This window comes from Candidatus Kuenenia sp. (assembly GCF_039794105.1).
Lineage (GTDB): Bacteria > Planctomycetota > Brocadiia > Brocadiales > Brocadiaceae > Kuenenia.
The window spans coordinates 49056-56066 of the sequence record NZ_JBDIWA010000019.1 but is presented as its reverse complement, the minus strand read 5'-3'; the positions used below and the strand labels follow the sequence as shown (position 1 = coordinate 56066).

General features: G+C 40.0%; 3 protein-coding genes. All 3 read right to left on the bottom strand.

Annotated features, from left to right (window positions below; genetic code table 11):
- Window positions 1–119 precede the first annotated feature (119 nt).
- On the bottom strand, window positions 120–2114 hold the full coding sequence (locus ABJL82_RS10490) for a flippase activity-associated protein Agl23 (RefSeq protein WP_347274646.1): 1995 nt from the start codon (window positions 2112–2114) through the stop codon (window positions 120–122).
- A gap of 133 nt (window positions 2115–2247) precedes the next feature.
- A complete protein-coding gene (locus tag ABJL82_RS10485; RefSeq protein WP_347274222.1) occupies window positions 2248–5094 on the bottom strand; it encodes a PA14 domain-containing protein in 2847 nt (948 codons plus the stop codon).
- Window positions 5095–5584: 490 nt separating this feature from the next.
- A complete protein-coding gene (locus tag ABJL82_RS10480) occupies window positions 5585–6898 on the bottom strand; it encodes a TldD/PmbA family protein (RefSeq protein ID WP_347274221.1) in 1314 nt (437 codons plus the stop codon).
- Window positions 6899–7011: the final 113 nt, after the last annotated feature.

The window sequence follows — 7011 nt, the reverse complement described above, 5'->3', positions numbered from 1 at the left end:
GAAATACCGATCAAATGGCGAAATTCCACGCTAAGCAAGGTAAGTCCTGTAAGGCATTCACTGCAAATGCTGAAGGATATTATAATGATAAAAATAAATGATTTGAAAGGCTATTACGGCTAGTCCGGTTTTTTGTGAAAGAATATATTGCTGGGAATCAACGTTTCTTGCCCGCCAGGCGGTTTCCATAATAACGCCATAATGGCCCCGCCTCCAATATCAAAATATTGAATCCGTATAGCATGATACCCTTCTTCGAGGAACATCGTTCCCGAAATATACCGCACGGCATGCGGCTCTCCATTATCTACCACAAGGTTTTCATCAAGGTAGACAAAAGACCCGTCGTCTGACCTTGTGGCAAATTGATAAACCCCGCTTTTTTGAATATGCAGATAGCCTTCCCATGCTATTCCAAAAGGAGACCGGTAAGGTTTTTTGGTCTCATCATTATACGTGAAAGAAATAGAGCCTTTTTCAATGGACGAGGAAAAAGGTTTTCCAATGCATTCAATGTTATAGTAGTACTGAGCCTTTAATCCCGGATCAAGCTCCTCTGCGGAGACATTCAAAGGCAATCGCGTAAACGTTTCTCTCCCGGTTTCATGAGCAAAGGCACTATCATATAATCCTTGTTGTATATATGCGGTGATCCATACGCCCGGACGCAAAACAAACCGTTCGTTTTTGTAATTTCCCTTTAGTTTTCCCTTTAAATCATTATCTCCCTTTTTATCCGCTAAAATAACGGGTGCATTGGGATTATCTATCACTTTCCCCCAGAAATTTGCGTGTTTGTACTCCCGGAGATACCAGGGTAGCGGCCAGTAATCCTTTGAAACGATGTTTATCACCATGTCCTTCCCGCATATGCCTGAAAGCGTTTCTAACCGGTCTATTAAATTATAAACATCTCTTTTTGTCTGAACATACACAAGCTCATATCGCTCATCATCATAATTTACAAAGTTTAACATGATAGATTGATAGCAGAAGAAGCAAAAAACACCGGTGTATATTGCAAAGAAAATTGCGTAATGCCATTTGCGTGTGATAATTTTAAATAATCCGTTTATAAAAATGCCGGCTAAGATTGCAATCGGAAGGGTAAGATTTATGATCAACCAGGGAGTTTTGTATGGTATGCATGAGTAAATGACATAGATAAATACCGCCCATACGGAGGTAAAAATGGCGAATCTGTTTCTGTACCTGAATGAATAGTACACCCCGGCAATTCCCATAACCAGCATGGGAAGCTCAAATTTATAGAGTAATTTAAAATAATAAAAGAAGGGTTTTGCGTGGCCTCCTGCCGAATGAGTGCCGGTTTTTGTCCATATCTTTAACGTAGTTAAAATGCCTTTTACGCCGTCATAGTAAGTGAAAAACGATGAATAAAATAAAAAATTAATGAGCAGAAACAGGCCGATGCTGATGCTGATTACGTGCCATTTTTGCCTGCAGGTATTCCCAAAAACGCTAAAAATTTGTTTTATACACTTGATTCCCTTACGGGGGGGAAAAAGTAATGCTTCACAACCATATGCACAGATTAATGATATGATAAATACGGTAAATGTTATTATGTAGGTTTCTTTTATTGTAACGATAAAAGCGATGCATGATGCGGCGAAATAGATATATCTGGATTTTCCTGTTTCCGAATAGAGAAAAAAAGAGACAACAGTTGTCAGCGTAAAAAATATAAAATACGTTTCGTGGATAGTATCTCTCGAGAAAAAAGAATTAGAGGGAGAGATGGCAATGAGTAACCCGGCAGTGAGCAGGCCAATGTTCCCCATTCTTTTTCGTAAAGGATAAAGTGAGGCCACAACCATAATCCCAAATAAAACCGGCATAAGCCGGAACGAGAAATCTGTTTGGCCTAATACATAAAAAGGGATCAGCCCAATATAGTAGAGGAAAGGGCCATGATAGTTTGCGGGGTCGTAACGATATTGATTCCTCTCAAACAGATTCCGCAGGAAAAAACTATTCACTCCTTCGTCGGAATGTAGCGGACGAATATCCAAATCCCAAAAACGAAAGAGTGATGCGATAAAGACAGGCACAAAAAAAGCAATGATTAATGGTATAGTTTGTTTTTTCATGGATGTTTTATAGTAATTTAAAGAAACGATCTCCTAAATCCCAGGGAGCTTAAGGGAACCACAGATTTCACAGATTTAAAACGATAGCTGATAGCTGATTGTCATGAGCCATCAGCTAATTCATAAAAAACCGCTACATTTCGTTCGCTTCGGATGATTCATTTTCATGAACTGAAAATCTTTCAACAGGTATTTTTACCACACTGCCGTCAGAATTCTTCCACAATAATCTGAACACCGCTCCGCCTTTTTCATCGAAATACTTAATCTTAATTTTGTGTTTGCCTTTTTCGAGAAAAACAGCACCGGATTTTTCCTTTACCATATGGGAACCGCCGTTGTCAATTATCAATGCATCGTTAATGTAAAGCCATGAGCCGTCATCTGATGATAATACAAATGTATAAGTATCAGCAGTATCGATATTGATAAACCCTTCCCAGATAATACTAAAGGGACTGTTAAAAAACTTTGTATTATTACTTGTCCAATCAAATTCAATTTCAGCGTCAATGTCTTCGTAAATGGGTTCGTCTAGCCACTCTATAGTGTCATAGTATTTAACAGACAGCCCATTTTGCCGGTTTTTTAGGGTGTTCAACGGCTTTTTGGGAAGCAAAGCCCGTGCAGGAATAACTGATTCCCTCCCCCTGGAGAGAGGTTTCCATGTAAGTTTTAAAACCGCCCCGCCTCCTTTATCAAAGTATTTTATGACCATTTTGTGGGCGCCTTTTTTCAGTGTAATAGTTTCGGATTTTGACTGTACCCTATGGGCTCCGCCATTGTCAATAAGGAGATCTTCGTTTATATAAAGCCATGAACCGTCGTCCGATGCCAATGTAAAGGTATATTGGCCGGTATTCTTAATGATAATGTATCCCTCATATACAATGCTGAATGGACTTGGCACAAATTTATCATCATCATTTGCCCAGTTGAAATTGATATCGGCAGTAATTTCTTCAAAAACAGGGGCGCCTCTCCAATCTTCGTTGTCATAATATCGCACCGACAAACCGTTTTTTTTGGCTGCTATATCAGAAGTAAGATCCGGGGTGATTTTCTTGTTAAGATCAAATACCTGATAGCTTCGTGTACTGATAATACAGGTATAATTCTTTTTGAAAAAATCCCTGTTTGCATATTTTCTTTTTTCATGGGGACCAATAATCGCGTAATCGGTTTTGTATTTGTTAATAAGTGAAATGGCATTGGGCTTTCCCCTCAACATTGCATTAATATCGACTTCCCGTTCCCTGCCACCGCTGTGTCCATGACTCCAAACATGGCCCGGAAACCCCATAAGGGCCTTTCGTCCTGTTAAAAATACCGGGTGGTTATGCACCGTTGCGTTGAGAAAAATTGCGTCGGCAGGAGTTTCATTGACAATCTGTTTGGCAAGTTCTATTTCTTCCGTGCTGAATTCCTTCCAGCCATTTATAGGGACTATGGCAAATTTAAAAACATCGATGAAACCGGCGGCGATGAGGGAAAACACCGAAAGGAAAAAAATGGTTTTTGAAAGGATCTTCAAACGTTTGTTTTCATAGAGATACGTCAATGCGAGCGCCGCCAACGGGGTAACGCCAAGGTGCCAGTAAATAAGTATTTTTATATTGTCCCATGCCCACGGGGCAAAGAGGAGGATGTTTGGTATTAAAAAAAGTATCAGAAATGTGAGCGGAAAATATTTTAAACGGCTTAATGCAGTAGTGTTTTGTTTTAAAAAGAAGAGGATGCCCCCGCCGATTACAAAAAACCAGAACAGGCTCGTGTTTTTGATCCAGAACCATAATAAATTTTCATCCCCTGCCATCCATCCGAATTGAAATTTAAAGAAACGTTCACTGTCGACATGACTGGAAAAATACCATACCTGCGGTAGTGAGAGTATAAAGGCCGGAAAAAAGAATAAAAACCATTTTCGCCAGTCCCAGTAAATTATTCCTAATGGTATCGTTACCATCAACATTGCCAGAAAACTATGGGTATGGAAAAAGGGCAATGCCCCGGCAACGACGCCTGCAAATAAGAACTCTTTCCAGTGCTTCTTTTGTATGCCGGTGTAGAGGAATAAAAAAATGAGCATAGTAAATGGAAATCCGAAAAGGAAAGACCGCTGCGGCACATTGAGACAGGTTAACGGGGTAATCCAGTGATAATTTAATGGGGGGATTTTTGTGTAATTTTGTGGTAAATCGGCAAGAAATTTCCAGAGACTACCGGACGTGTTCGCAATGTCCTGAAAGAAATAGTAGAAACCAAATCCTCCGGATAAAAAGAAAATAAAGGCGGAAAGGGTTGCGGCAAGCCTTTTTTTCGTTATGCGATAGGTAAAATAGTAAAGAATGCCGTAAAAGGAAACGGTTAATAGAAAACCGGGTATAAACAATATATCTCTGAAATTTAAGCCCGATTTAAGGAAAATAGCCGATAAGAAATCGGACAAAATGGGATAGGTTAGTTTTTTGCCTGCAAAAGCGGGGTCGAGAGGCGGAACGTTCTCTCCCCACGCAAAGGAGGTAATGTACGCAAGGTGTAAAGGCAGGTCGCCGTAATTGTTAGATAAACCTACATATATGCCGGTTTCTTTCCATATAATGGTGCGATAAAACAGACGGCAGAAGATCACGGCAAAAAAGGCAAAAACGGCAATATGTGCAAAATATGACGTTTTATTCAGCAGAAAATCTTTTTTAATGTCCGTTGCTTCATAGAGTATTTTTCGTTTTATATCGCTACGGTTTATTATGAAAAATAAGATGCAAAATAACAATGATAGTGCTATGGAAAAATAGATACATATAAATTGCAGCTTCCAGATTAAAGAGAATAGATAGACGAGCCATGTTTGCAAACCTAACCCTATGGCAATTCCATAGGCGCCCCTTTCAAAAAGGGAATATTTTGCTGCCAGAAAGTAGGTAACCAGAAAACCCGTTATGACGGAGACAATTATAAAGGTAATGGCAAGTATCATAAGGTCGTGTAGTGAAGAATGATAATTACTTAATTTACTATTCAATCAAAAGTAGAAACAAATTAACATACAATAGAAATTCAGATTAAGCAATAAATTTTTAAAGGGGAGAACTACGGTGTTTTCCGGAAAAGAGGCATTGACGCAAAGATGCTAACAAGTTAAGCATAAGCTGGCATAGCCGGAACCAAACAAGCAGGAAATAAGAAATTCGAAGTACGAAACACGAAACAAATTCGAATAACAAAGCATAAAATTACAAAACAAATCCAAAACATCCCTCTGCGTGTGGTCACGCACAGGCAGGCAACAATATGAAACATGAAACGCGAGATACGAAAGATGCACTTGTTTAGAATTTCAAATCATTTTGTAAGTAGAATTTGTTTCTGATTTCGTGCTTCAGATTTTACCATTAATTATTTTGCCACAAAATGCAAAAAAATTACTGATAATGTACTATTGAGCCAATCGATTATGCAGCAGGAGTTCAATCCGCATTTCCCGCCACATTTACTGACTTAAAATAAAATGGCGGTACTTTTGTAGACCCATGCCATTCCGCCCTATCGCCAATCGCAACGATATTGTTAAATAAATCAAAAACGTTCCCTGCAATCATGCAATCCTTTACCCTGCCAATAATTTCTCCGTTTTCGATAAGGTATCCGAGATCTATGTTTACGGAAAATTCACCTGCCAGCACATTGCTTTGTCCTCCGCCAAGCACCTGGTCAACCAGAATGCCGCATTTAATATCTTTCACCATTGAGTCAAACGGCATATCACCCGTTTCAACGAGGATGTTGGAGTATCCGGGAGACGGTTGGGAAGAAAACCCGCGGTTGCCATTTCCGGTTGATTGCGTTTTCATAATGCCTGCGGTCTGTAGATCGAAAATATAGTTTTTCAACACGCCCTTTTCAAATAATGGTGTGCGACGTGCAGGCACCCCTTCGGAGTCCACAGGATAGCTCATATCAGCAAGATCGATAGTTGCGTCATCATAAATACTTACTCTCGCGTCTATTATCTTCTCTCCCAGCCTGTTGGTGAGGGGTGAAGCGCCTTTTTGCAATAATTTCCCATTACATCCTGCTTCAAATGTGGAAAGAAAGACGTCCATGGCTTTTGCCGTAACAACAACAGGATAGTCGCCCGTTTTTAATTTTACTTCCTTCTTTGCTAGTTTTAAATCGTTGAGCGCTTTATCAACGTGTTTATTGAGATCTGTTGCAAGTCTCTTTGAACTCTCTCCCTCGCCGATTGAAAGCAGGCTTTGTCCTTTAATATGTAAGATTTCTATGCCAATGCCCACCGAGGTGGATTCAATGGTAATGTCTAAGCCTTTTGAATTGAGAAGGCGCTGTTTTCCGTGGCCTTTCCCTATTCCCGCACTGCATTCGTAGCCGGAATCTACCGCCAAAGCCCTTTCAATAGCCTCTTTTCCGATACTTACACATTTTTCAATGGGAAAGTCAATAACGTCCCTGTCAAAAACGGTTACGTGCGGATAATTATTTTGCGGGGGAAAATCAAACGCGGCAATTTGTCCAAATTCTGCGCTCTCCAACGCATTTGCCACAAGTTTTTCCGGCTTTCTGAAATCGGTGGTGCAGGAAAACCCTATCCTTCCATCCTTTATTACCCGGAGGCCGACCCCCCGAACGGATTTAGTATTAATGTATTTTAGTTTATTATTTTCGAAGCTTACCGAACGTGTTTCCCCTTCTTCATAAATAACTTCAACGTGTGCAGTATGCTTTAGCGCCTGTTCCAGAATCTTCTCTTCAATTTTGTCCATTTGAATAAAACCCCCCCGTTATTTTGAATTAATTGTATGTGCATTTTACCGTATTGCATGCAAATTTTTACCTGAAAATGAAAGAAGCAACCCTGACAGGGTTCCGAACCCCG

Bases quoted from the DNA above. Each gene is read 5' to 3' on its own strand.
- ABJL82_RS10490 (WP_347274646.1), bottom strand. From the start codon at position 2,114: ATGAAAAAACAAACTATACCATTAATCATTGCTTTTTTTGTGCCTGTC.
- ABJL82_RS10485 (WP_347274222.1), bottom strand. From the start codon at position 5,094: ATGATACTTGCCATTACCTTTATAATTGTCTCCGTCATAACGGGTTTT.
- ABJL82_RS10480 (WP_347274221.1), bottom strand. From the start codon at position 6,898: ATGGACAAAATTGAAGAGAAGATTCTGGAACAGGCGCTAAAGCATACT.